This window comes from Paenibacillus sp. FSL R7-0189, assembly GCF_037969925.1.
Taxonomy (GTDB): domain Bacteria; phylum Bacillota; class Bacilli; order Paenibacillales; family Paenibacillaceae; genus Paenibacillus_AQ; species Paenibacillus_AQ odorifer.
Genome location: NZ_CP150223.1, coordinates 3,733,563 through 3,760,074, shown reverse-complemented (window position 1 = coordinate 3,760,074; position 26,512 = coordinate 3,733,563). Strand labels below are relative to the sequence as shown.

The window sequence follows — 26,512 nt, the reverse complement described above, 5'->3', positions numbered from 1 at the left end:
ATGGAGTTAAAGCAAGTTATCAATTCTAGCGGAACATTAAAAACTATCATGATCGAAGATGTGGTGTTTCATACTGAAGAAATCTCAAAGTATACAGATATATTTGATAGTTTAAAAGCACTAGGTATCATCGAACGTGGTGAATTTAGTGATCGACATTGGTACACTTTTGACGAGATAAAAAATGTGATTGTCCCCTTACGGTTTGAATTAGATGTGTACGCTGAATTACAAATATCACTCAAATGTTTCATCGCAAGTCAACTGGCCATGTCAAAAGCAACAAGCACGGTAAAGCTGACTCTAGAAAGCTTAAAAACAATTATTCTTGAAACAAACGGTTTTAAAGTCGATAAGTTCAACTCATTCTTATCTCATTTGGAGATCACATCACCTGGACAAGCATACCGATTCAGTCGCCATATGATAAACTATTTGAATTTTTATCCTATAAAAAACGGACAGGAATTCTTAGAACGCTGCTACAATATTTCTCGAGTAGATACAAAAAACAGAGATTTACCCGAATTAGATGACATCATCGAATTCGACAGGATCGTGAATGATTATTTCCGAAGAACACCCATAGAAGATCATCTGGTGTTTAAACCCATCCAAATTTTCTGGGTCGTTACAAACATCATCCCTTTGCGACCAACCGAATTCACCTTACTAAAAACAAATTGTTTAAAGACCAAGAACGGAAACCATTACATCGAGGTTCCAAGAATAAAAAACGGTGAGGGCGAGGCCGTTCATTACCAAAGCATTCAAATCACTGAGGATATCTATTTCTTTATTCAAGAGTTTATCCTTCGCCAAAAGCAATTGGGCATCGAATCACCCTATCTTTGTTCTTTGGAATTTCACGAACGATCTTATGAATCATATTGGCCACGTAAAGTTATTGATGGATCGGATTCATTTCAAGATAGAGTAACATCCACCCAATTCCATAGTTTACTCAAAAAATTTTATAAACTAGTCGTTGAAGACATATACAACGAGCACGCCTCTATGCAAATAATACCTGCTCACACTAGACATTTTGCGATTATCAATATGTTTCTCCAAGGATATAACATGCTTTCCATCGCAAGAATGGCTGGTCATTTAGACTTAAAAACCCAAGATAATTATTACAGTCACGCAAAAACATTTGCACAATCACATGTATATAATTTATTGCGTACTGGCATGGGTGAGAAGATGGGAGAAACTATCCCTAACGGTATATTTGGCTGGAGGCAGAAACTTCGAGATAAGTCGGCACGATTCATCAGGCATTCACACGAGGAGCTCAATGAAAAATACCGCAAAGTAACGTATGGGTATTGCAAAAGTAAAAACTTCCCTTATGATTGCGTAGAAGATTGCCGTGTTTGTCTCACTAATTTCATCTTCAAGCCAAGACTCGATGAAGAACGCCAAGCCGGAACCTGGTTAGAGAGTTATTCCAAAGAATTAGAACAAAAGATCGATTTGACACTCGATTTGATGATCAACACAAGTAAGAGCCTAAGCAAACTCTCAAACCCACTTACTGAAGCTTCTTTCTCCAACACTTCAAGACAATTACAGCAATACATGGATCACAAATTGTTAGTAGATTTAAAGATTAGTGAAGGTGATTACTATGGCGGGGAAGTCTAATTTCACAGATGACCAACTCAAAGATTTAGCTGATGAAATCAAAGCGAAATACAAAGGCAAAGAATTGACCCCCTCTTTGTTAGAACGAGAAACCGGGATTGGCCGCATGACGTGGAAGAGGCGCATTGATGATTACCTCAATGCATTGAATAAACCCCTGGTTCGAGATATGGGAGAAAACGCGGACGAAATGATTCTATTCCCCAGCATTGAGACCATTTTCACCAGGCTCGGATATGACGTGGATAACCATGTTAAGTTAGTCAACGCCCTTCACGAACTAGAGTTGTTGATCCAAGATCTTTATAAAGAGAAACAACAATACAAAGAACAATCGAAGAAATACGAAAAAATAAAAGATTCGTTTGCAGAGCAAAACGAGAAAATACAGGACTTAAAAAGCCAGAAACTATACTACGAAACAAAGTATAACCAGCTTGTTGTTTCTAGCTTAGAACCTCATTTACGCAAAGAGCATGGCATCTCAGCCGATATCATCAACTTCAACGAAAACAAGAAGATTTATGAAAAGCTCGATTCTTTAGAGGGCAACTTTCCAGAACCTGAGAGAACCTCCTCGCAGAAAAAGATTGCGGAGTTGGAAGACGAGTACAGTTTTTAACACGTCATTCCCACTTCGCATCGCGTTTCACCATCGAAATACCATGAAGCAAAAATGGAGCTATAGCTTATTCGCTTAGCTCCTTCCTGCTTTCCGAGAATTTCAAGATCAGCAGGCACCCCATTCCGGAGCAATCGTGAAGAAAAACTCGATTTCTATTTTAATCTCCGCAGAACCTAAATGATCAGCTGTCATCGATGCAAGTGAAGCGAATGGGCTGGGGCTGGGACAATACGGTTTTTCTCATCGGTGACTAGTACGTGTTCCGGTTTCCAAGAAGAACGATTGCAGTTGGCTCGATTCGTATGGAAGGGAAGCTGCTGCCGAAGCTGGAGGCATATATGACCATCCCCTATCCGAAACCGTTGTTTTATGGCGAAGCAAGTGACGAATACCCGGCACCATTTCTTGGCTATGCCTACGTGCCAGGAGATTTCCCAATCGGTTTGACGGAAGAACGCCGGGCTTTATCGGCAGAGACGCTGGCGAAATTTTTGCGGACATTGCATGAGTTTCCGGTGCAGGCGGCGCTGAAGTGTGGAGTTCAGCAAGATCATCGAAACTTGACGGACATAGCATCGCGCAAAGTGAAATTGGAGGGCTTTCTATCGAAGCTGGTTGAACACTTGTCGCCGGAGGAGTCCGGTGTGATCGAAGCGTATATTAGCAGACTGCAAAAGGACCGAGTCGAGACGGTGAATGCACTGCTACATGGCGATCTTCATTTCAAAAAAATGCTTGTGAATGAGAACGGGATCGTTTCCGGCATCATTGATTGGGGCGATCTGAGCGTAGGCCATCCGGCTTGCGATTTGAGCGTTGCTTATAGCTTTTTACCACCTTACGCTCGCTGTGTGTTTTTCGAAACGTACGGAGGAGCGGACGAAGAAACGAAGCTGCTGGCGCGTCTGATCGCGGTATACATCCCCATACTGATCTTAATGCAAGCGGTCGATGACGTGAATGAAGCGATTGCGGCAGAGGCGAAATCCAACATCATGCGGGCACTGTCGGATTAGGCTCATTATTTCGTTGCGGCTATGGGGCTATGGCTATCGGCACCATTTTGTCGTTTAAAGGCCGCGATAAGGGGTAGTACCAGCATAGCTGTCACGAAGTGCAAACGTATGGAAACCTCCGGTAACTACTTTGCGGGTTATCTCAGCTTCGCTGGTTCCTTAGAGTAATAAATTACGCTTATCAGGCCCCTATAAGCACGTTCCCGCAGCTCGCCCTGTTTGCCGAAGAATATCGCTCTGGCCAATGCGTTCATGGCTTCCCGTTTATATAATACCTGATGGATTTTTCGCCGGACCTCCATACTACTCATATCCAATTTACCAGTTGAATTATCACTAAAAAATTTACAGACAAAAAGACTCCTATACAAAGTATGAAGTCTTTTTGGAATGAGAAGAGGATTACGGCTTTAGAACGACTTTTATACATTCATCCTCACGATTATTGAAAATTCGATAACCATGACTCGCTTCATCAAGGGACATTTTGTGTGTAATAATATCTCTTGGGTCAAATTCGTTATTTGTTATTTTTTTAAACAATTCTGGCATAAAATGAATGACTGGAGCCTGTCCCATTTTAAGATTAATATTTCTAATCCAAAATGCACCTAATGGAAATAGATTATAGTTACCCCCGTAAACACCAGTCATTTGCACTGTTCCATACTTTCGGACAGCTTTAGTAGAAATTTGAATAGGTCCAAGGGTTCCGCCCTGCAGTTTGAGTTTTTGTTCCAGAAACTCTAGGGGTGATTTCTTTCCGTCCATACCTACACAATCGATGACGACATCTGCCCCACCATGTGTGATCTCTTTTAAATGTTCGCCCATATCAGGGTATTTTGTGAACTCAAATACCTCAACATTGTTCATCTTTTTCGCATGATTGATCCGGTAATCCAAGTAATCAACTGCTATTACACGTTTTGCACCTTCCATCCAGGCAAATTTTTGTACCATCAATCCAACAGGTCCACATCCAAGAACTATAACTGTATCGCCTGATTTTACACCTGCATTTTTTACACTCCAATAAGCTGTTGGCAGAACATCCGATAAAAAGAGCAGTGACTCATCCTCCAATTCGCATGACTCCGGGATAACAAAGGGAGTGAAGTTTCCAAAAGGGACTTTTAAGTATTCAGCCTGACCACCCGGATGGTTACCGAACTTCTCAGTATAACCAAAGTATCCGCCAGAATCATAATGAGGGTTTGAGTTATCGCATTGGCTTTCCATTTCATGTTGGCAATAAAAGCAATGTCCACATGAAACATTAAAGGGAACAACAACACGGTCTCCCTTTTTTACTTTTGTGACTTCAGGTCCAACTTCTTCCACAATACCCATTGGTTCGTGGCCAATAATATATCCTGGGGGTAATGGCATGTTACCTTGATATAAATGCAAATCAGATCCGCAAATAGCAGTAGAAGTAATCTTAACTACAATATCGTCTTTTTTCTCTAATTTTGCATCCTCTACTTGATTAACCTGTACATGATTTGGTCCTTGATAAGTTACAGCCTTCATATGCAGAGCCCTCCTATTTCTAATCCTGTTTACACTCCTAACTATGGTCAACAAAGAAAGTAAATAATATACATAGTCCCGGCTTTCCGCATGAATTAATTTTCCAGAGGGCTGCGGCTTGCCCTTTGTAGATTTGCAGCACACGCGGTCCCCTTGCAGAGAAAAGGATGTGGTGTCGGCATGCAATCGATCCAATGGCAAGCCTAACGTGCGCAGCACGGCGAGCGACAATTCGGAGTATACCTTCCAGCTTTGCGCTTCAAACAGTCGATCAAGCGTACGCCCCAAGGCATCGTCATTGAAGACAGCTGCTTCGCACCCCACACCGAATAACTGCACGGTATCCTGGGTCGCGTAAAACACAGCGATGCGATACAGAGGCATCCGGGAGCAGAGAATGTTGATGATCATCGCTTTGACGTGCGTGCCCGGTGACACCTTACAGTAGGTCGGTTCCCACGTGAGCGAGCGGTTGATGATGTCTTCCAATCCGATTTCATCGCAGAGAGCCGCAATTAATTGACTCGGCCCCGCAGAGATCGATACCATATCTTCAAATTGCATGAGGCAAGCAAGAACAACATAAACATTCTATAGAAGAAAATTATTTCTATAGGAGGTTCCCATGGATCAAAATGATCAAAGTCGTCAATTAGACCAAATAAAGCAAATGCAACAAATGTTTAAAGCGAACATGAAAACTCAACCTTATCCCATTTACCCTAACTATGGGAAAATCACACGTTACGAAGAAATTCCGATAAGTTTACCTGAACAGCGCCAGCTGCACCATCCCGGAGTGGAAAAATATATGGTGCCCCTTCCAATTATCGAAAACCCGAACTATAAAGGGAGTGGAAAGTTAACAGGAAAAGTAGCACTTATTACAGGGGGTGACAGTGGTATTGGTGCAGCGGTAGCAATTGCGTTTGCTAAAGAAGGGGCAGATGTTGCTATTTCATATTTAGATGAACATGAGGATGCAAATAGAACAAAAACGAGGATTGAACAACTCGGACAACGTTGTTTTCTAATGCCTGGTGACTTGCGAGACAAACAACAGTGCATCACCATTGTAGAACAAACAGTAAACATGTTTGAACGTCTCGATATTCTTTGTAACCACGTTGGTATCCAATTCCAACAACTAAGTCTGCTTGACATTACAGATGAGCAATTCGATGACACCTTCAAAGTTAATATATACTCTCATTTTTACACAACAAGAGCAGCGCTTCCTCATTTAAAACCAGGCAGCTCAATCATTGGCACTTCTTCAGTGGTGACGTATGTTGGTGAGCAGCAAATGATTGATTATACGGCCACAAAAGGCGCAATAGTTGGTTGGACACGTGCCTTGGCTAAAAATGTCGTGAAACAAGGGATCCGAGTCAATGCCGTCGCCCCCGGCCGAATTTGGACCCCACTTATTCCAGCAAGTTTCTCGTCAGACCAAGTCGCTGTATATGGAGCATTTAATCCAATGGAACGTGTTGCCCATCCATTTGAACTCGCACCAACCTTTGTCTATCTTGCTTCTGATGATTCTCGTTTTGTTACTGGTCAAGTTCTTCATGTTGATGGGGGAGAATCCACACATTCCTAGTGGAAGGGGGGTACCATTTTGAGATATGAATTTAATCCAGAAGTAAAGCTATTGCTAGTAAACCATTCAAATGAAAAAGTAAAGATGGTCTATATGGAGGATTCCTGGCCAATGCCTAAAATAGCACTTAGACCACCATACTATTGCTACCCAAAATACGAGCCGAATTATCCAATAATCTAAATAAAACAGACAAAAGACTTTTATACACAGTGTGGAAGTCCATTTTCCGGGCTATGCCACCCGGACTGTACCGGACTGTACCGGACTGTACTTAGAGTAAGAAAAAACGCTAAACTGGTGACCTCCAAGGGCTTAGCGTATATTTTCGTTAAAATGTTGGCGGGACCCCTGGATGAATTGATCGGTATATAGTCAAATGATGACGACGATGATGAATATTAGTTGAATGAAACAATGAAAACAGCGTCAGTCTAGGACCTTATTTTCTCGTCCTTGGCTGGCGCTGCTTCAATTCCTATAATCAGTCTAAAACTTATCTTATACTATCTAACGTTTGGAAAGATTAAAAAGCCATATGGTGTAAGAGCGTCCTGTCTAACACTTTATTTTCTTTTAACATATATCGCTAAGCAAATTTTTTGCGAATCCGAACTATATGCCAAGTACGATTGGAGTGGGAGAACGATTAAACCACCGCATACAAATTCGTGAGTTCTTTGAATTTTGGGAAGCCTCCGTTCAGGATAGTCAAGAGGTAGCTGAGTGGCTGCACCAACATGTGCTACACCATAGCCAAGAGTGGGAGCATGTGAAAGATTCAGTTTATGGCCGATTCCGGGAACTGAAGGTGGAGCCTCCGATGTGATTATCCCTGTTGTTAGCGAGCAGACCTTGAATGATTTAAACAAAGAATTTAAAAATACCGGTCCGGCTTACCGGGAGATAATCCATACAGTAATCCGAGCTTCCTATGGCAGCCATTACCGCCGTATGGTGCAGGAAATATTAAGTATCCTAGATTTTCGTTCCAACAACGTTCATCGACCGGTGATCCGTGCCCTCGAACTGATTCAAAAGTATGCTGACTCCGGGATGCATTACTTTCCAATTTCCGAAGACATCCCCATTGAAGGAGTCATTCGAAGCGTGAATCGGGAAATCGTGGTGGAGAAAGACGAAAAGGGTCAGGACCACATCAATCGTATGAACTACGAGATCAGTGCCCTTCAAGCTCTCCGGGATAAACTGCGGTGCAAAGAAATTTGGGTGGTTGGTGCAAATCGTTATCGAAATCCGGACGAAGACCTGCCTAGTGATTTTGAAGAACGCCGGGAGGAAAATTACAAAGCATTGAAGCAACCACTTGATGCGGAAACATTTATCGCAACGCTCAAACAAGCAATGAGGGACTAGAAAAGCTCAACGCAGGGATGCCGAAGAATCCAAAGGTTCTCATAACAGAAAAGGCCGGCGGATGGATCGTCGTTTCTCCATTAGAGCCCCAAGCGGAACCGATGAATCTATCGAAGTTTAAAGGCGAAATGATTCGGCGCTGGCCGATGACGAGCTTGTTGGACATCTTGAAAGAGGCAGATCTACGAGTCGGTTTTCACGGAGCAATTTAAGACGGTGGCCAATAGAGAAATACTTGATCGGGATACACTTCAAAAGAGGCGATTCTTTCCCCTGTACGGCCTAGGGACCAACACGGGCTTGAAGCGTGTGAGCGCCGGTGATCATGGCGAAGCGTATGTTGTGCAATGTATTAAATAGAACCCCCTTCATTCGTGCATCTTTTAATCGTGTGCACCGAATGCATTGGTCATTCACCTATATGTAGCAAGGTAGCATAAACAAACAAAGCATCTTGTGCAAGTATTTTTTTGAGATATGCATGTCATGGATGAGGCTGAAAAATGTGACCGGCTCGGAATGATCCGTGATGGCAAGCTACTTGCCGCCGACACGCCTGCCGGACTGCTGCAAGCCACCGGTTCAGCTTCTATTGAAGAAGCCTTTTTATATTTTGGAGGTGTGCGTTCATGAGAATCCGAGCAATCACCTTAAGGATTTTGCGACAATTTATTCATGATAAAAGAACGATGGCGTTAATGTTCATTGCACCACTCCTCGTTCTAAGCTTAATGAGCTTGGTCTTCAACGGTGACGCCTATGAACCAAAAATCGGTGTGTCCGGTGTACCGCTAAATATGTCAGCTGCGTTAAAAGAACAAAATGCCACCATCAAAGAATATGCCAGCGTAGAGCTGGGAAAAGAAGCTTTAGTAGAAGGGAAAATTGACGCTTTGATCACTTTGAACGGAACCGCCGGAGATTCGCAAGTTACGCCTCAAGTGCTGTTAGAAGGTAGCAACCCTACAGCCAACAAGGCAGTAATCATGACGCTTCAACAAATCTCCCAGAAGCTTCTTCCAAGCACAAAGGAACAATTACAGCCGCAGATCAGCTATCTTTACGGTTCTGAGAATATGAAGACGATCGACCGTTTCGGTCCCATTATGATTGGCGTATTTGTTTTCTTTTTCGTATTCTTGATTGCAGGTGTATCCTTCTTAAGGGAACGAACCACAGGCACTCTTGAACGCCTACTTTCGACTCCATTAAAAAGATGGGAGATTGTGCTCGGGTATGTATGTGGTTTCGGCATATTTACCGTTTTTCAGGCGCTATTGATCTCATGGTATTCCATACAGATTCTTGGCATTATGATGACAGGCAGCTTTGGTTACGTATTGCTGATCACATTACTCCTATCGATGACAGCGCTGACGTTGGGCACACTGCTGTCGGCTTTTGCAGCCAATGAGTTGCAGATGATTCAGTTCATTCCGCTCATTATAGTGCCACAAATCTTCCTCAGTGGATTATTCCCGCTCGATACCCTTCCACTGTGGCTCCAGCGCGTTGGCCTCGCTACACCGATCTATTACGGATCAGAAGCTCTGATGGACATTATGGTCCGTGGCAAAGGATGGAGCGCAATTGCACTGGATGTCTATGTACTAATAGGATTTTCGCTGCTATTTATGCTGCTGAATGTATTGGCACTGCGCAAGCATCGCAAAATGTAACTTTACAAAAGCTATTATCATTGAAACAAAATGAATCAAGCATGGAGGGTTATTGTAATGAAAGAGCAAGTTTCTACGGAACAAAATATAGAAGAGCAGTGGATAGAAGAGCTGCTGACCCTTGGCAAAGACGAGAAACTGACACCGAAGCAGATTTCTATTCTACAAGCGGCGATTGAGGTATTTTCCGAAAAAGGATACTCTGCGACTTCAACGAGTGAAATTTCTCAGAAAGCGGGCGTGGCGGAGGGAACGATTTTTCGCTATTACAAGACTAAAAATGATCTGCTGCTTGCCATAGTAGGTCCTACCATGAGTCGCATGCTTGCGCCTTTTGTGCTGCGGAATTTCAACGGCGTGCTCGATATGCCCTACGACAGCTTCGAAGAGTTCCTGAGGGCATTTATGATCAATCGGCTGGATTTCGCCCGCAAGAATTTTAAAATTCTTAAGATTCTTATTCAGGAGATTCCTTTTCAGCCAACAGTTAGAGCGCAGTTTGTAGAGAATATTCTTAGCAAAATACTGGAGCGCGTGATTGATATTGTTGAACATTTTAAAGAAAAGGGTGAAATCATCGAGGTGCCTACACCCACACTTATACGCTTCACACTCTCATCTGTCGTAGGTTATTTGATGAATCGCTTGCTGCTGCAGCCAGATAAGGACTGGAATGATGAGGAAGAAATCAACCTGACGATCGCTTTTATCATGCATGGAATAAGTAAAACAACACCCCCTATTTGATGCGCACTCCCGTTCTGTTATCATAAGTACTATATTAAATTCGGACTTTTCAAGATCAAGTTATGAGGAAGGAATTATGTTATGGGCTTTAGTGTATCAGAACGGGTAATCAAACTGCTGTGCGGCAAGTCTATTTTTGAAAAAGGATTAGCTTATTACCAAACTGAAAGTGTCGATATAATTGAAGTTGAAGAATACAATGACTCCATTCCAGATTTGCCCCGCTCTCGATATGAAGCCATTGTTCAGGGGGCGATCGACTATGAAGTTATGGTGGTCATTGATATTGATGGGGACGTCCAGGCAGAGTGTAATTGTCCAGCCTACTCCCATGGCGGGCCATTCTGTAAACATATCGCGGCTGTGCTAATCAACGTTGACGCCCTTAAAAATGGCCGAGATCGTTCAGAGCTTACCGGAGCTTCGCACCTGTCTTCTATAGAAGATACTGAGATTCTAACCCCACGTATTTTTACAGATACTGCGCGAGACAACGGGGGAAAGTCCAGAGATCAACAGCTCGTGAGCAGCCTACTGGGGATGTTCGGCAACCATACACCGCGTCCTAGCGGTACGGGGGCTTTTGTAGATAACAGACTTCCTCTAAATATAGAGTTTACATGCAAGCCATTCACCTATAGTTATAGCCACACCATGCTGGGTATAGAAATGAAAGTCGGTCCAAAACGTCTATATATTGTTCAGAAAATAAGAGGATTTCTAGAAAGTGTACACCGCGGAGAATCCTTTGAATTCACGAAACATTTTATCTATGATCCTGCCATTTACAGCTTTCGGAAGGAAGATAATGTTGTTCTACAGAAGCTGATTGATATTGTATTAAATGAAAAAATGTACCGAGACAACGTCACTCCTTACTCACCTTATGGGGGGAGTATTGGGGGAGATCGGTTACTGGCCGTCCCTCCTTTTTTCTGGGAGTCACTTCAGCCTGCGCTTTCAGAGGTCTCTTCGGTATTTTTGCAACAAGAAGAGATGCTATACGAAGGCATCCATGTGTCTAATGAGGCGCCTCCACTCAGCTTTGAATTTGAACAGGCAGAAGAGGATGGATATCATCTGGATATTCAAGGACTTGAGCAGATTTCGGTCTTAGAAGATTACGGGATGGTACTATCGGAAGGTAAGTTGCTGAAGCTATCCCCTCAAGAATGTATACGCCTTGCTGAAATGAAAAAAATGCTGGATTCCTCCCGCCGAAATGGTATCGATATTGCCCCCGAGCAAATGGAGTCTTTTATGGACAAGGTTATTCCTGGTCTGAAAAAGCTGGGCAACGTCCATATCGCCGACTCCATTGCGGATCGGATTGTTCAACATAGGCTTATCGCGAGACTTTATCTGGATCGTGTAAGAGATCGGCTGCTCGCCGGACTAGAGTTCCAATATGGTGACATTGTGATCAACCCTTTAGATGAAAAAGCCCATGTTCGCGGGACGAATTTGATTCTTTTACGAGACGGGGAGGGAGAAGCTCGCATTCTGGAGCTGATGGAGCACGAATCTTTCGCTAAAACCGAAGGCGGATTTATTATGACAGACGAAGAGGGCGAATACGATTTTTTGTACCATACCATTCCGCTGCTGGAACCGCTACTTTCGGTTTATGCGACCTCCGCAGTCAAAGCAAGACTGTTCACGAGCACTACACCCCCAAAGGTGAGCATTAGTTGGAATGAAAAGACGGACTGGCTTGATTTTAAATTCGATATGGGCGGGATTCCAGAAGCTGAGATTGTTATGGTTCTGAAATCCCTGCAGGAAAAACGCAGATACTACCGCTTGCCTGATGGAGCCCTGCTACCGCTGGAGAGCGAGGAGCTTCAAGAAATCATTACCTTTATGAATGATATAGGCATCCGGGAAGGTGAGATCAAAGGGGTGGAGTTTTCTCTGCCCGTTGTTCGTGGGTTACATTTGACCTCCACGGATGCTAAGAGTGACTCCATTAAGCTGGGCAGATCCTTTAAAAGGTTACTTGCGAACATGCGGAATCCGGAGAATCTTGATTTCCCTATACCTGACAGTCTGGTTCCTGTGCTAAGGGATTATCAACAGTATGGGTTTCAGTGGCTGAAGACGTTGGCCCATTACCGTTTTGGTGGTATTTTGGCGGATGATATGGGGTTAGGCAAAACGCTGCAAAGTATCGCTTTTCTACTGTCAGAACTTCCAGAGATCCGCCAGAATGGGCTGCCTGCCCTAATTGTCGCTCCTGCGTCTCTCACTTATAACTGGCTTAATGAGCTTAAAAAATTCACGCCAGAGATCAAAGCTGTCATTGCAGACGGTAGTCTAATCGAGCGCGGGCGGATTTTAAAAAATACAGCAAAAGCTGATGTAATCATCACCTCTTATCCGTTGCTCCGCAGAGATGTTCAGTTGTATGCCAAAAAGTCTTTTCATACCCTGATTCTCGATGAAGCACAAACTATAAAAAACCATACTACACAGACAGCCCAAGCTGTAATGGCGCTTCAAGCCCGGCACCGTTTTGCACTTACGGGTACTCCTGTGGAGAATGCGTTGGAAGATTTATGGTCCATTTTCGGCACCGTGTTCCCTGGGTTATTTCCAGGCAAAAAAGCTTTTCACGATTTACCAAGAGAAACGGTTGCGAAGCGGGCGCGTCCCTTTTTGCTGCGGCGCTTAAAGAGTGATGTGTTAAAGGAACTTCCGGACAAAATTGAGTCCGTACAAGCATGTGAACTGCTGCCGGAGCAAAAAAAGTTATATGTAGCTTATCTTGCCCGTTTGAAAAAAGAGGCGCTTAAGCATTTGACCCAAGATAGTTTCGGCAATAATAATCGGATCAAAGTTCTGGCGGGACTAACTCGTCTGCGCCAGTTGTGCTGCCACCCTGCTCTTTTTGTCGATGGATATGAAGGAAGCTCTGCTAAATTCGAGCAGCTGCTCGAAATCATAGAAGAATGTCGCAGTTCGGGTAAACGTATGTTAGTATTCTCACAATTCACAGAGATGCTGGGCCTGATTGGGCGTGAACTAGGATATCAGGGCATTCCATACTTTTATTTAGATGGTCAAACGCCTGTTTCTCAACGAGTAGATTTATGTAATAAATTTAATGAAGGAGAGCGGGATATTTTCTTAATCTCCTTAAAGGCCGGCGGGACCGGGCTCAACTTAACTGGGGCAGATACTGTAATCCTTTACGATTTATGGTGGAACCCTGCCGTCGAGCAGCAAGCAGCGGATCGGGCTCACCGGATCGGACAGAAAAATGTAGTACAAGTAATTCGTCTAGTCACCCAAGGCACCGTAGAGGACAAGATGTATGAGCTGCAGCAGAAGAAAAAGAACTTGATCGATGAGGTCATCCAGCCAGGTCAGGAAAGCTTGTCTACCCTCACAGAGCAAGACATCCGGGAGATTCTGATGATCTAAATAACAATGTTTGAGAAAAAATCAGGGATATCCTGCAGCCTCTATGGCTATCGGGATATCCCTTTTCTTCAGATTATGCAATTGTAACTCCTGCACTAGCGTAGCCAGCAACAGTAGTTGCAACGTCAATGCCAGCCGTGACCGTCGAAGTGAAGACCAACAACAAGCGTTCTCCCACAGTTACAGGAATGCTTAAGCCTGTGGTATTACCACTGCTAATAGTTCCAAGAGCAATTAATCCTGTAAGCGGAGGACTTAACGTAACTAAAGCCCCAGGTACTGCTGTGAAGGTATTGTTAGGTGTAGTAGATCTGTATAATTGAGCCGTGATTGTTACCGTAGAACCCACCAAACTAACGGAAGATGTCGCACTGAAATAGGCTGCCATAGACGTAAGCGTTCCTATTCTAGGAACCGAGAACGCAAAGTTCAGCAAGGTTCCAGCCGCTCCAGTAAGATCTATAGTACCGCCTGTAATACTGATATTGGTCGCACTGCTACCAAAACCAACTGCACTTGAAGTATTCAAAAGACCCCCTAATACAGTGGTCATAGCAACTGGAAGTCCAGAAGAATATGGAATGATTGCGCCTGCGCCAGCAGCACCTGTTGCTCCGGTTACACCAGCACTTCCTGTCGCTCCCGTTACGCCGGCAGTTCCTGTTGCTCCCGTTGCCCCTGCACTTCCTGTGGCTCCGGTTACACCAGCACTTCCTGTCGCTCCGGTTACACCAGCACTTCCTGTCGCTCCCGTTACGCCAGCACCTGTCGCTCCCGTTACGCCAGCACTTCCTGTTGCTCCCGTTGCTCCAGCGGTTCCTGTCGCTCCCGTTGCTCCAGCGGTTCCTGTTGCTCCCGTTGCTCCAGCGGTTCCTGTCGCTCCGGTTACACCAGCACTTCCTGTCGCTCCCGTTACGCCGGCAGTTCCTGTTGCTCCCGTTGCTCCAGCGCTTCCTGTTGCTCCCGTTGCTCCAGTACTTCCTGTCGCTCCCGTTACGCCAGTACTTCCTGTCGCTCCCGTTACGCCAGTACTTCCTGTCGCTCCCGTTACGCCAGTACTTCCTGTCGCTCCCGTTACGCCAGTACTTCCTGTTGCTCCCGTTGCTCCAGCACTTCCTGTTGCTCCCGTTGCTCCGACGCTTCCTGTCGCTCCGGTTACGCCAGCACCTGTTGCTCCCGTTGCACCAACGCTCCCTGTAGCCCCAGTAGCACCTGTAATTCCTATATTTTCTCCATATAATTCAGAGTAGACAAGGCGATGAGCAGTCACTAGTTGGCCTGTGCTGCTTTTTCCCCAAACTGAAATTTGAATGGGATCATCAATCATAGTAGGTGTTGTGAATAAAAATTCAAATGAATCAAAGTTTGCATAATAGTCATTAGTAATTACTTGATTAGGAGCTACATTAACCAGCTCACTTACATATAAAGTTCTTGTCCCATTCATATAATAACCTTCGACTTGAACCGTTGACGGAGTGTCATCGCTCTGATTAACAATTTTAAGAGTAATAAGCTGAGTAGGTCTTACGCCGCCTACCAGATTATTTTCTATGGGACCAGTAGATAGTTGACTCAATTTTCAACACCTCATTTTTTATGAAATTATAATACTCGTATTATTTGAATTTCGAAAATCAACTCACCTGAACAAAACTATCCTCAAGAGTTTCGTATAAACTAGGGTTTTATCTATAATCATTCCTCCCACCTGCTCTAAGTTGATAATCTATGAGCCTACAAATCAGTTCATATTTTTTGGCTCTTTATAGTATTATTCTTATTTTGAATTAAGGTGTGGACATCCATTTAAAAACTACCAATATATTTTAGAAACATTGAAGTCGCTTGAATTTTCATAATGGTAGTACAGTAAGATATAATTCTAAAAAACATTTTTTCGCTCCAGTCGACTCGCGACATATCCTTAACAAAAATAGAGATAACCCGGAAAGCCATACTAATAGCTACCGAGTTACCCCTATTGTATACATCTAACTTAGAGATAATTTAAGTTAATTCATGAATAGACCATACAATCCCTGATGTGTTGGCACCACCCAGATTCAAATTTAAGGTCAAGCCATTCGCTACATAGAACAATCCAATAACATCCCCAGCCGTCAGTGAAAATTCTCCAGCTAGCGTTACTGTTCCGCTTCCTAATATTGCTCTTAAACTCAATACAAGCGCAACATTCACGTCCAGTATAGGGAACAAACCAGTTATTAAGTTTGTTGCTATAGGGGTAGTTCTCTGAACTACGAAAGCAGGATTGACTCCTGCCCCAAGACTTATCGAAAGCGCAGCCGTTGTGGAATAGTTGATGGTCGCTTCAATAGAATATCTGCCTGTTGTTGGAACTGTGTAATTACCCGAAACTGGATTGAAGGACGGACTAGTAAAAGAAGGAGAAGTCACAGTCCATCCCGTAAGTTGAGAAGAAGCAGCAACTGCCAAAGATGACAGACGTGCAGAAAATCCCTCAGCTTGAACGTTCGGTCCGGTTGCTCCTGTTGCCCCTGCTATCCCCGTTGCTCCAGTTTCTCCAGTTACACCTGTTACCCCGGTCACTCCAGCTACTCCTGTTGCTCCGGTTACTCCGGTTGCCCCTGCTACCCCAGTTGCTCCAGTCGCACCTGTTACTCCAGCCGCTCCTGTTGCTCCCGTCACTCCTGCTCCGGTGGCTCCGGTGGCTCCCGTTGCTCCAGCCGCTCCATTTGCACCAGTCGCACCTGTTGCTCCATCTGCTCCTGTTGCTCCAGACACTCCCGTTGCTCCATTTGCTCCTGTAGCACCCGTTGCGCCAGTTGCTCCATCTGCTCCGGTCGCTCCTGTTACCCCCGTTGCTCCGGTCGCTCCTGTTACCCCCGTTGCTCCGGTCTCTCCTGCTCCGGTCGCCCCTGTTGCACCTGTTACTCCATCGGCTCCTGTTGCTCCAGTCACTCCTGCCCCGGTTGCTCCCCTTGCTCCATCTGCTCCTGTTGCTCCAGTCGCACCTGTTACTCCAGCCGCTCCCGTTGCTCCAGTCACTCCTGCCCCGGTTGCTCCTGTTGCCCCCGTTACACCTGTTACTCCGGCCGCTCCCGTTACTCCGGCCGCTCCTGTTGCTCCAGTCTCTCCTGCTCCAGTCGCTCCAGTTGCACCAGTCGCGCCAGTTGCTCCATCAGCTCCTGTTGCCCCTGTCTCTCCTGCCCCGGTCGCTCCCGTTACTCCATCCGCTCCAGTCGCTCCAGTCCCACCAGTTGCTCCGTCTGCTCCTGTAGCTCCAGTCACTCCTGCCCCGGTCGCTCCCGTTGCTCCATCCGCTCCAGTTGCTCCAGTTGCTCCATCTGCTCCTGTAGCTCCGGTCTCTCCTGCTCCAGTCACACCTGTTACTCCAGCCGCTCCCGTTGCTCCAGTCGCTCCAGTTGCTCCATCTGCTCCTGTAGCTCCGGTCTCTCCTGCTCCTGTAGCACCCGTTACTCCATCCGCTCCAGTTGCACCAGTCGCACCTGTTACTCCATCGGCACCAGTTGCTCCAGTCACTCCTGCCCCGGTAGCTCCCCTTGCTCCATCCGCTCCAGTTGCACCAGTCGCCCCAGTTGCTCCATCTGCTCCTGTCGCGCCAGTTATACCTTGCGTTGCACCAAGTAACTCTGTATGCACAAGTCGATGAGCAGTCACGATTTGGCCAACGCTATTTTTTCCCCAGACTGAGATTTGAATCGGATCATCTTCCAGACTTGTAGTTGTAAATATAAATTCGAACGCTTCAAAATCAGCATAATAATCACGTGTTATGACTTCATTAGGTGCTACATTTACCAGCTCACTTACATATAAAGTTCTTGTCCCATCCATATAGTATCCTTGAACAAGAGCCATTGATGAATCAACGTCACTTCGGTTATCAATTTTGACAGTAACATGTTGAGTAGGTCTTACACCCCCTACCATACTATTGTCTATCGGTCCGGTAGATAAATAACTCAATTCCTCATCACTCCTTTAACGTTAACTGTTTCACTAAAAGAATTATTAAATTAATACTGCCTGCTTCTCCCATGCAACTATGCGATGAGGATCTACCAATGCTCCGGAATTCTGTTTTCCCCAGACTGAAATCCCAATCTCTGCTTCAACTTCTTCTACTGTTGTAAACACAAATTCAAATGCGTCTAAGTCGGCAAAATAGTTCTTAGTTAAGACTTGATTGGGTGCTAGATTTACTGTTTCATTCACATACATCGTTCTTACTACATCTAATACAAAACCTTGAATTACAAGGTTATAAGGATTGATAGCATCGCGATTTACTATGTTCACTGTTACGATTTGTGTCTCTCTAACTCCCATAAAAGAACTGTTATCTATAGGTCCTGTTGTATATATTGCCATCTTTTTTGTTCCTCCCCTCTATTACAAATTGAAAGTTTAGTACGGCAACATTAGTTCTATGATTCGAAATGATTAGCTATATACTGCTCTATACAGCTCTATACAGAAATATTCGTAGCTTAAAGTTACGTGTGGACGTTTTTACATAGAATTGTCAGATTTTTTTATTGAAGAACTCATTTCCTATACCCGCAATCTACTAAACTGTTAATTTACATGCTGTATACATTAGACAAGCAAGCTCAAAATCCACTGTTATTGTATCGCTATCCTTACAACGTTGCCGGAAGAAAGCATCACTGTTAAGATATACTGACTTTTGCAATCAATCAAAAGATGTGCCTTATAGCTAAACCAGAACATGTCTTCAGAGCTATTCTTCACTTATATTAATTTTCATGTCACAAAAATCCTCAGACGGAATAGAATAATTAGATAAATTCTTTTGAAGTACATCTTTCCAAAAAACTTCAAAAAAATGTGTAGATCACCTATAAAAAGGTGTACTGCTCAGGTTGGTGAAGCTAGACAGGTTGTACAACAATTGTCTGGATCATGAGGGGGTAAATAATGATTAACAGGAATAGTTTGTTTCAAAGAGTTATGGAAATACAAACTGATTCTTCCTTACATGATTTTGGAGGGGGGAGCCCTCTGAATAAATGTTATGTTATGGCATACTTAATCAAGAAATTCGACCTTAAGAATTATGTGGAGATTGGTGTTTATAAAGGAAGAAGTATCTTTTCTGTATCACAAGCTATTAAAGATAATACTGGAACTGCTTATGGAATAGACCCCTATGAGCTCAGTGAAGCCATGCAATACAATATTGATGAAAACTTAAGAGATCAAGTAAATCACTTTGTTGAAAAATTAAATTTCGAAGATCTATATATAAATTTTATTTTAAAGCGAGAAGCATTTGGACTTAAAAATGTAATTGAATTAATCAGAAAAACCTCATCCGAAGCTGTTATAGATTTACAACATATCGAAATTGATATGCTCCATATAGATGGCAATCATGAATATAAGCATGTTCTTGAGGATCTCACCAATTATGCTCCGCTTATTAAAGACGGGGGATTCATTGTTTTTGATGATATCCATTGGGATTCAGTAAGACAATGCTATGACGATATTAAACAGGATTATATTGTTTTATTCGAAACGATGTATTATGGAATTCTAATGAAAAAAGAAAAAACTCAAAAAAATGTAGACCTTGCAAATTTAACCTCAAAAAAGCTAAAAAGTCTTTATACTAAGCTCCGTAATATTGAACAACAAATACAAAAAAAGAAACCTACGGTTAACGTAGGTGTTCTTGCATATAACCATGAAAAATATATTCAACAATGTCTTCAATCTATTGTGACTCAAAAAGGTGACTTTAATTTAAAAATCGTTATCTGTGACGATAAATCGACAGACAAAACAGCCGAGTATATCGAGTCGTTTATTAAAAGCTCTCCGATTCCTAATGGAGTAAACCTTGTATTCTTAAAGGGTGAAGAAAATGTGGGAATGGTTAAGAATTTACAACGCCTATTGGAAGCTTGCCACGGGAGTGACTTTTTAGCATTAATCGATGGTGATGATTATTGGAATGAAGAACATAGGCTGCAAGAGCACATAGACTTCTTAGGAAGCCATCCAGAATGTGCACTTTCGTTTGATAGTATTATTTTATATTGGGAGAACCAAGGTGTATTTGGACCTCATCCCTTACAGCACGCTAAAACTAAAGAGATTTATACTACTGTAGATATCATTCAGTCTAATATAATCGGAAACATCTCCTGTTGTTTTTACGATGCGAGCTACCTGAATCAAATCCCAGATGATCTATTTACCTCCTCCTTTGTTGGGGATTGGATATTAAATATATTCTATTCTCAGTTTGGAGACATCGGTTATATTAATAAACCTATGACCGTTTATAGAAAGCACGATGATGGGATTTGGACTGGAAATAAGACATTTAATCAATTGGAGAAGAAGAAATATCTAATTGAAAGTGTAGATAAATGTAACCAGCTTTTAGATTTTCTTTATGATGAAGAGTTTACTAAAGTGAAAAATCAACTACCAAGATATCTTTGAATCTACCTAACACTTTAAACCAGTGATATGACCATAGGCATATCTCAAATCTAAGAGATATGCCTATGAAACACATTCAGGTGCACATCACCGGATCGATTGTATCGTGAGAAATTTGTCCGAGAAGCTCAAACGCCCCTAAGGTTCATAATAAGTTGAGTTAAATCTTTTCTTAACGACTGCAGGGATACCAGCAGCCAAAGTAAAATCGGGAACGTCGTCTTTGACAAACGCTCCTCCACCAATCGTAGACCAACAACCAATATGGCGTTTCTCACGGACCGAAGCAGCGATACCAATATAAGCGCCTTCATCAATGGTTACATTACCGGCTACATTAACACCAGGAGATATAGTTACGAAATCACTAATTATTACATCATGACTGAGACTAACGCCTTGGTTAATAATAACATGCTGGCCGATCCTGATATTTCCAGATAAGATAGCCCCTTGAAAGATCATACTTCCTTCTCCGATGATGTTACTTTGAGAGATTCGAACATGGGGATGTATCAAAGGGGATGCAATACGGAATCCTGATTGGATGGTTTCATGAACGAATCTTTTTTTCAAACTCGTATCACCCACCCCGGCGCATACTAGCTCTACCTCGTTTTTTAATAGCTCAATATCAACCAAAGTTCCCAGAACGGGAACGCCATCGACAATCCGGCCTTTGAACTCAGGTCGTTCGTCTAAAAATCCCATTACCTGAACGTCTAATTCTTCGCATAACCAGTTAATCTCTCTGGCATGACCACCAGATCCCCAAATGACTAGTTTTCTCATCGGTTAGCTTCTCCCAAGTTTCCAAGAAATTTAGTAATTCTTCGAATCTTAACCTCATCCAGTTCCTCCCACAAGGGTAAGCTGACAATGTGTTTGGCGGTATATTCGGTAACCTTCACGGATGCTCTGGGATAACCTTGGAATTGCTTATGTTGATGACATGCCGGAGAAAAGTAGGTTCTGGCTTCAATGGAGTTAGAGGATAACCTTTCGACTACTTCACTGTTGCTTTGGGACTCCGGACTGAGGATAGAAATAAATTGATGAACAACAGATCCTTGTGATTTATGCATGGACCAGCCTTGTTCAAATAAACCTTCTTTGTCCAGTTCTTGAAGATACATTTCATAAATTGCCTTTCGATTCTCCTGTATGGAGGGGAATTGATCTAGAGTAGCTAAGGCAATAGCTGCGGTGTACTCCGACATCTTACTGTTTAACCCTTGGATAACGGACTCTCTGTTGCTGGAGAAGCCAAAATTCCCTGCTTGACGTATTCGCTTAATAAGCTCCTGGTCCATACTGTAGACCAATCCACCTTCTCCAATTCCGAATGATTTGGTGGCATGAAAGCTGAACACTACCGCTCCTCCGAAGCCTTTGCCAAAATGAGTGGCCTCCTCTAAGGTTTTAGTGCCAAAACTAGAAGCAGCATCAATAACTACTGGAACACCTTGCTGCATTAGCCTATTATATAACGATAAATCTATGGCTGTACCAAATGTGGCATAAGGAACAATAACCGCAACCTCATCTCCAAGCTGTTTGACGGTATGTTCTAATTGCTCCCTATTCATTTGTAAATTGTCCGGTTCAATGTCTAGGAAATAAGGTTCAAGTCCACACCATTGTGCGGCAAGGGGGGTGGCAGCAAAAGTGAAGCTTGGCATAATTGCATATTTTCCTTTGGAGCGCTTGGATTGAGAAATTGCTACCATAAGTCCGACAGTAGCATTATGAACGGTCACAGCCGAACCGGTTCCTCCGAACATTTCCGTAATGACACGTTCTTCAAATAGGTCGTTTAAGGGTCCATAATTAGAATAGATTCGGGTTGCCTCAATTTTCTCATAGTAAGTAAGAAATTGTTCTTTTTTTACTAAGTTAGGTCGTAAAAAGGGGATTTCAAACATGAACGGACCCTCCTTCATTTGTAACAATTAAATCTAACTATAAGGTGGTTAATATCATTTCAATTCGCTTGATATCATTAAAAAATTGATGATGATCTTTTACACGATTAAGATAAGAATGGAGTGCAGCTTTATATAAATCTTTTGTCTCTAGAAATCCATCATCTCTAGCGGCGATAATAATATCCAACCATTCAGAGAATACATTAGGACCAAGTGTTTGATTATTTTGATTAGGATGTATGCGGAAATAGCTTAGAGGTTCTGGAATATACACTGCTTTTCCTTTGGATAGTAAGTTTAACCAAGAGGCTAAATCATTGAGAAGAGAATACTGTTTTCCTGAATACACTCCAAATCGATCGATAAGATCGGCTTTTTTGAATAATACCGTTGTAGGTTCACCTATTACATTTAAGCAACGACTTAATGCAATATTTGCAAGCTGCTTACCGTCCATGATCCTTGTTTCTTGATATAACCTATTCGTTGCATAGAGAGGAGGGATAATTACACCTGATTCATTAATCGTTTGTCGGTATGAGGTAACCAGCGTAATGTTTTCAAATTCTCGAAAATAGCAGATCATCTTTGCAATTTTTTCTTTATGAAATACATCATCATCCATTAAGTAATTGATATATTCCCCGGATGCCAAGTTATAGCACTTATGCCAATTTTCAAGAAAAAGATTTTGTTCATTTTTGAAATATTTTATTTGAGGAAACGCATTTAAATAGGGAACTAGCATCTCTTGTACATTATTATTCGAGCTATCATCACAGATGACGATTTCTATATTCGGATAGGTCTGTTCGAGTACACTATCAATGGCGATTTGAAGCGTATGCGGTCGGTTATAAGCAGGTATTACTACACTCACTAAAGGGTATTTCACATGAATCCACCTTTCTAATTCGGCAATGTGGATTTTTTTCATTTGCTAACATACACATAAACACTCCCATATATATATTAATGAGGCATCGAAATGATGATAAAAATGTCTTCACAACTAGTAAAGGGGAATGTTCATGTCACTCGATTTCACTCCATTATTGACAGCTCATCTTTTTGTAGCTGATACGGTGTTAAAGAAAGAGCTTGAAAGGTTTGTAGAGAGAATGGAAGAAAGCCATATTACCGTAAATCAGTATGCAGCAGGCCATCCTTTACAAGAGACTTTTTTCCAAGGACCTCACATCTATATTTCTTTGGGTGAGGGTTGGGGCGCGTTTAGTGCTCTTATTGAATTGCCTAAGCATGAAAAAAAACGCTGGTTGCACTTTCATTCACCTAACGAAATTCAGCCTGAACATTTATTTTTCTGCTGGCTCAAAGCTACAGACCCTCTCCCAGAGAATCGGATGATTCCTCCAACTCGTTTTTCATCAGGCACACCCTTAATATCCGTATTTACTGCCGCCTACAGATCCAAAGAGAAAATTGATCGGCCTTATCAATCCTTATTGAAACAGACATATACAAATTGGGAATGGGTAATCGTAGATGATTCCGGTGATGATGATGAGACATATAGACAATATTTACTTCCACTAAATGACTATCGTGTTCGCAGATATCGTCAAGACTCACGTAATGGTTATATCGGGGCAAATAAAAGGTATGCTGCAGGGCTATGCAGAGGAGAAATATTAGTAGAAGTCGATCATGATGATGAGCTGACAGCTGAATGCCTTGAGAAAATCGTCAGTGCGTTTAAGCAAAATCCAGATTGTGGGTTTGTATATGGGGATTGTGCCGAGGTGTTTGCAGAAAGTAACTATGCGCATTGGTACGGTTGGGACTGCGGCTTTGGTTACAGTATTCATTACCGGGTCTGGCTGCATGACATGAACCGGTGGCAAAATGCTCAGAAACATACAACTATTAACGGGAAGACCATTTCTCACCTTGTCGGTTTGCCTAATCACCCTCGTGCTTGGACAAGAGATTGCTACCATCTAATCGGAGGACATCGAGATGAATTATTGGTAGCAGATGATTACGACATGCTGGTACGTACATTTCTTTGTACTAAAATTGTACAGATCCCTGATTTGTTATACATCCAATATCGCAATGAACATGGGAATAATACCACTTTTTTAAGGAATAAACAGATTCAAATTCTGGTTCGGCAATTAAAGAGAGCATACAATCAAAGAATTACAATGAGATTAATCGAGCTTGATTTACCGGAAAAAATACCGTATAACCGCATATGGGAGACCTCCGTTAATGATCCTGCCCGGAAATCTGCACATGTGATTCATGAGGATTCTTCCCGTTACTCAATACTGTTTCCGATTCCATATAGTTGTCCTGAAGAGCACATCCAATTAATGAAAACACTCAAAAGGGCTGTTGAAAACAATTTTAGGAACACAGAGATAGTGGTTGTTGGAAGAATTCCGGAGGAAGTTGAAATCTATGCCTCTAAAGCTCCTACCGGTGCCATTCGATGGTGGCCGATGCAGCAAAAGGATTCACTCGAAACTTGTATACAATATGCCAAATACATTGCTTCGTGTAAGGAAAAGGTGGTTGTATTACCGTAAGCCGGAGCCTGTGTTTGGCGATATAAAGAATAACCGTGGTTTTAAGAGATCCCTACTTCATCGCTTACCAAAAGTAAGTGTAGAGGTCGGGTGGCTTTCTCTTGCCCACAATCTACTAAAGAAGGCTTCAGTGAACGCAAAAAAAAACACGAAGGAGCTAAGCATCTACAAACCGCTTAGCTCCTTCGTCCATTCGTATTTCAGTAATGTTTGGCACTTAGGTTATTCCAAAGATACTTTTGGGACAGCCCCATTAAAGTACACCATTAACTTGAATCCCTCAGGATCTATTATAACACTGTAGGTCCTTGAGGTCCTTGATCTCCTTGTGGTCCTTGTACGCCTTGAGGTCCTTGATCACCCTGTGGTCCTTGTACGCCTTGAGGTCCTTGTACGCCTTGAGGTCCTTGATCACCTTGCGGTCCTTGATCTCCTTGTGGTCCTTGTACGCCTTGAGGTCCTTGATCTCCTTGTGGTCCTTGATCACCTTGTGGTCCTTGATCTCCTTGTGGTCCTTGATCACCTTGTGGTCCTTGATCACCTTGTGGTCCTTGTACGCCTTGAGGTCCTTGATCACCTTGTGGTCCTTGTACGCCTTGAGGTCCTTGATCACCTTGCGGTCCTTGGTCTCCTTGCGGTCCTTGAACACCTTGCGGTCCTTGTACGCCTTGAGGCCCTTGATCACCTTGTGGTCCTTGATCACCTTGCGGTCCTTGTACGCCTTGAGGACCTTGATCACCTTGTGGTCCTTGATCACCTTGCGGTCCTTGTACGCCTTGAGGTCCTTGATCACCTTGTGGTCCTTGATCACCTTGCGGTCCTTGTACGCCTTGAGGACCTTGATCTCCTTGCGGTCCTTGATCACCCTGTGGTCCTTGATCACCTTGCGGTCCTTGTACGCCTTGAGGTCCTTGTACGCCTTGAGGTCCTTGATCTCCTTGCGGTCCTTGTACGCCTTGAGGTCCTTGATCTCCCTGTGGTCCTTGATCACCTTGTGGTCCTTGATCTCCCTGTGGTCCTTGATCACCTTGTGGTCCTTGTACGCCTTGAGGTCCTTGATCACCTTGTGGTCCTTGTACGCCTTGAGGTCCTTGATCACCTTGTGGTCCTTGTACGCCTTGAGGTCCTTGATCACCTTGTGGTCCTTGTACGCCTTGAGGTCCTTGATCACCTTGTGGTCCTTGTACGCCTTGAGGTCCTTGATCACCTTGTGGTCCTTGAACACCCTGTGGTCCTTGATCACCTTGCGGTCCTTGTACGCCTTGAGGTCCTTGTACGCCTTGAGGTCCTTGATCTCCTTGCGGTCCTTGTACGCCTTGAGGTCCTTGATCACCTTGTGGTCCTTGGTCCCCTTGTGGTCCTTGTACGCCTTGAGGTCCTTGTACGCCTTGAGGTCCTTGATCACCTTGTGGTCCTTGGTCCCCTTGAGGTCCAGTATCACCCTGAGGGCCTTGAACACCTTGCGGCCCTTGAACGCCTTGAACTCCTTGAAGTCCTTGAACGCCTTGAGGTCCTTGGTCCCCTTGAGGTCCTTGTACACCTTGCGGTCCTTGGTCTCCTTGCGGTCCTTGGTCCCCTTGAAGTCCTTGGTCACCTTGCGGTCCAGTATCACCTTGCGGTCCTTGTACGCCTTGAGGTCCTTGATCACCTTGCGGTCCTTGGTCCCCTTGAGGCCCTTGAGGTCCTTGGTCTCCTTGCGGTCCAGTATCACCCTGAGGGCCTGCGATCTCGGTTCCTAAAAGTTCATCAGAGACTAATCGATGGGCAGGCACGAATTCCCCAGCAGCATTTTTACCCCATACAGAAATTTGTGTTTCATTCTCAGCTGGTCCACTTATGGTAAAGACAAACTCTATTGCATCGAAATTAGCG

At 43.5% G+C, this 26,512-nt stretch carries 20 protein-coding genes and 1 pseudogene; 12 read left to right on the top strand and 9 right to left on the bottom strand.

Annotated elements, in window-relative coordinates; translation table 11 throughout:
- The 3 genes from MKY63_RS16300 to MKY63_RS16290 all read left to right on the top strand — a co-directional run bounded on the left by MKY63_RS16300 (position 1) and on the right by MKY63_RS16290 (position 3,294).
- On the top strand, positions 1 to 1,653 hold the full coding sequence (locus tag MKY63_RS16300) for a hypothetical protein (RefSeq protein ID WP_339809326.1): 1,653 nt from the start codon (positions 1 to 3) through the stop codon (positions 1,651 to 1,653).
- Entirely contained in the window at positions 1,637 to 2,275 is a 639-nt protein-coding gene (locus tag MKY63_RS16295) for a hypothetical protein (RefSeq protein WP_339809324.1), read from the top strand. Before MKY63_RS16300 ends, MKY63_RS16295 begins: the two co-directional genes overlap by 17 nt.
- Before the next feature lie 260 nt (positions 2,276 to 2,535).
- The gene (locus MKY63_RS16290) at positions 2,536 to 3,294 is read left to right on the top strand and encodes a phosphotransferase (RefSeq protein ID WP_339809322.1); all 759 of its coding nucleotides are present in this window, start codon (positions 2,536 to 2,538) and stop codon (positions 3,292 to 3,294) included.
- 137 nt (positions 3,295 to 3,431) lie between these two features.
- On the opposite strand, the gene MKY63_RS16285 is transcribed toward MKY63_RS16290, so the two are convergent.
- Together MKY63_RS16285 and MKY63_RS16280 are read right to left on the bottom strand one after the other, a co-directional pair.
- Positions 3,432 to 3,605, bottom strand: a complete 174-nt coding sequence (locus tag MKY63_RS16285) for a Tn3 family transposase (RefSeq protein ID WP_339809320.1) — start codon at positions 3,603 to 3,605, stop codon at positions 3,432 to 3,434.
- Positions 3,606 to 3,696: 91 nt separating this feature from the next.
- The gene (locus MKY63_RS16280) at positions 3,697 to 4,830 is read right to left on the bottom strand and encodes a zinc-dependent alcohol dehydrogenase (protein ID WP_339809318.1); all 1,134 of its coding nucleotides are present in this window, start codon (positions 4,828 to 4,830) and stop codon (positions 3,697 to 3,699) included.
- 625 nt (positions 4,831 to 5,455) lie between these two features.
- Here MKY63_RS16280 and MKY63_RS16275 point away from each other — a divergent pair.
- From MKY63_RS16275 to MKY63_RS16245, 7 genes and pseudogenes are all read left to right on the top strand, one after another.
- Positions 5,456 to 6,436: an SDR family oxidoreductase gene (locus tag MKY63_RS16275; protein WP_339809317.1), complete on the top strand. Its 981-nt coding sequence runs from the start codon at positions 5,456 to 5,458 to the stop codon at positions 6,434 to 6,436.
- Positions 6,437 to 7,055: 619 nt separating this feature from the next.
- Positions 7,056 to 7,265, top strand: a complete 210-nt coding sequence (locus MKY63_RS16270; RefSeq protein ID WP_339809315.1) for a hypothetical protein — start codon at positions 7,056 to 7,058, stop codon at positions 7,263 to 7,265.
- A complete protein-coding gene (locus tag MKY63_RS16265; protein WP_339809312.1) occupies positions 7,262 to 7,813 on the top strand; it encodes a hypothetical protein in 552 nt (183 codons plus the stop codon). Before MKY63_RS16270 ends, MKY63_RS16265 begins: the two co-directional genes overlap by 4 nt.
- 480 nt (positions 7,814 to 8,293) lie before the next feature.
- Positions 8,294 to 8,446: pseudogene (locus MKY63_RS16260) on the top strand (ABC transporter ATP-binding protein); the annotation flags it as partial.
- A complete protein-coding gene (locus tag MKY63_RS16255; protein WP_038573070.1) occupies positions 8,443 to 9,492 on the top strand; it encodes an ABC transporter permease in 1,050 nt (349 codons plus the stop codon). The pseudogene MKY63_RS16260 and the gene MKY63_RS16255, both read left to right, overlap by 4 nt.
- A 57-nt stretch (positions 9,493 to 9,549) precedes the next feature.
- Positions 9,550 to 10,239, top strand: coding sequence for a TetR/AcrR family transcriptional regulator (locus tag MKY63_RS16250; protein ID WP_036685015.1), 690 nt, complete (start codon positions 9,550 to 9,552; stop codon positions 10,237 to 10,239).
- Positions 10,240 to 10,320: 81 nt separating this feature from the next.
- Complete coding sequence (locus tag MKY63_RS16245; protein WP_076106011.1) at positions 10,321 to 13,665, top strand: DEAD/DEAH box helicase; 3,345 nt, start codon at positions 10,321 to 10,323, stop codon at positions 13,663 to 13,665.
- Between the two features lie 73 nt (positions 13,666 to 13,738).
- Here the strand turns inward: MKY63_RS16245 and MKY63_RS16240 are convergent, their stop codons facing one another.
- The 3 genes from MKY63_RS16240 to MKY63_RS16230 all read right to left on the bottom strand — a co-directional run bounded on the left by MKY63_RS16240 (position 13,739) and on the right by MKY63_RS16230 (position 18,045).
- Positions 13,739 to 15,244: an exosporium glycoprotein BclB-related protein gene (locus tag MKY63_RS16240; protein WP_339809311.1), complete on the bottom strand. Its 1,506-nt coding sequence runs from the start codon at positions 15,242 to 15,244 to the stop codon at positions 13,739 to 13,741.
- A gap of 431 nt (positions 15,245 to 15,675) precedes the next feature.
- A complete protein-coding gene (locus tag MKY63_RS16235; protein ID WP_339809309.1) occupies positions 15,676 to 17,640 on the bottom strand; it encodes a collagen-like protein in 1,965 nt (654 codons plus the stop codon).
- 45 nt (positions 17,641 to 17,685) lie between these two features.
- Positions 17,686 to 18,045: a hypothetical protein gene (locus MKY63_RS16230; RefSeq protein ID WP_076099427.1), complete on the bottom strand. Its 360-nt coding sequence runs from the start codon at positions 18,043 to 18,045 to the stop codon at positions 17,686 to 17,688.
- Positions 18,046 to 18,615: 570 nt separating this feature from the next.
- Between MKY63_RS16230 and MKY63_RS16225 the strand changes: the two genes are divergently transcribed.
- A complete protein-coding gene (locus tag MKY63_RS16225) occupies positions 18,616 to 20,154 on the top strand; it encodes a class I SAM-dependent methyltransferase (RefSeq protein ID WP_076148211.1) in 1,539 nt (512 codons plus the stop codon).
- Positions 20,155 to 20,292: 138 nt separating this feature from the next.
- Here MKY63_RS16225 and MKY63_RS16220 read toward each other — a convergent pair whose 3' ends face one another.
- From MKY63_RS16220 to MKY63_RS16210, 3 genes are read right to left on the bottom strand one after another with little or no spacing between them, the layout of a single operon-like run.
- On the bottom strand, positions 20,293 to 20,946 hold the full coding sequence (locus MKY63_RS16220; RefSeq protein ID WP_076099425.1) for an acetyltransferase: 654 nt from the start codon (positions 20,944 to 20,946) through the stop codon (positions 20,293 to 20,295).
- On the bottom strand, positions 20,943 to 22,079 hold the full coding sequence (locus MKY63_RS16215) for an aminotransferase class I/II-fold pyridoxal phosphate-dependent enzyme (protein ID WP_076148213.1): 1,137 nt from the start codon (positions 22,077 to 22,079) through the stop codon (positions 20,943 to 20,945). The genes MKY63_RS16220 and MKY63_RS16215 overlap by 4 nt, the downstream gene beginning before the upstream one ends.
- Positions 22,080 to 22,116: 37 nt before the next feature.
- Positions 22,117 to 22,977, bottom strand: a complete 861-nt coding sequence (locus tag MKY63_RS16210) for a glycosyltransferase family 2 protein (RefSeq protein WP_076148215.1) — start codon at positions 22,975 to 22,977, stop codon at positions 22,117 to 22,119.
- A gap of 136 nt (positions 22,978 to 23,113) precedes the next feature.
- On the opposite strand from MKY63_RS16210, the gene MKY63_RS16205 reads away from it, so the two are divergent.
- Positions 23,114 to 24,640 carry a glycosyltransferase gene (locus MKY63_RS16205; protein WP_076148217.1) on the top strand — a complete coding sequence of 509 codons (1,527 nt, stop codon included), beginning with the start codon at positions 23,114 to 23,116 and terminating at the stop codon, positions 24,638 to 24,640.
- A gap of 280 nt (positions 24,641 to 24,920) precedes the next feature.
- Here the strand turns inward: MKY63_RS16205 and MKY63_RS16200 are convergent, their stop codons facing one another.
- Positions 24,921 to 26,351, bottom strand: coding sequence for a hypothetical protein (locus MKY63_RS16200; RefSeq protein ID WP_339809306.1), 1,431 nt, complete (start codon positions 26,349 to 26,351; stop codon positions 24,921 to 24,923).
- Positions 26,352 to 26,512: the final 161 nt, after the last annotated feature.